The organism is Kitasatospora phosalacinea (genome assembly GCF_000717185.1).
GTDB classification, from domain to species: Bacteria; Actinomycetota; Actinomycetes; order Streptomycetales; family Streptomycetaceae; genus Kitasatospora; species Kitasatospora phosalacinea_A.
Genome location: NZ_JNYE01000282.1, coordinates 1 through 418, shown reverse-complemented (window position 1 = coordinate 418; position 418 = coordinate 1). Strand labels below are relative to the sequence as shown.

The 418-nt window shown below is 77.3% G+C and carries 1 protein-coding gene; it reads right to left on the bottom strand.

Annotated elements, in window-relative coordinates:
* On the bottom strand, window positions 1-418 hold a 418-nt coding region (locus OO57_RS38025), incomplete at both ends, for an electron transfer flavoprotein subunit alpha/FixB family protein (RefSeq protein ID WP_033257500.1).

The window sequence follows — 418 nt, the reverse complement described above, 5'->3', positions numbered from 1 at the left end:
GCGGCGACGTACAGCTGGGGGGAGACCTGCTTGCCGGTCTGGCCGACCTGGCTGCTGTGGGGGTACCAGCCGGCGTCGACGGCGGCGCGGGAGGCGCCGACGGCGGCGCCGAGGGCGTCGGCGAGGTCCTCGACGACGCTGAAGCCGTCGGCGGCGCCGACGCCGCGGCCGCCGGAGACCACGATGGCGGCCTCGGTCAGCTCGGGGCGGCCGGTGGACACGCGGGGGGTGCGGGCGGTGACGGTGGCGGCGTTGCCGGTGAGGGCGACGGTGACGGGCTCGACCGTTCCGGCGGCGGGGGCGGGCTCGGGGGCGGTGCTGTTGGGCTTGACGGTGATGACCGGGGTGCCGGTGGTCACGGTCGACTTGACCTGGAAGGACGCGGCGAACACCGACTGGGTGGCGACGGGGCCGCCCG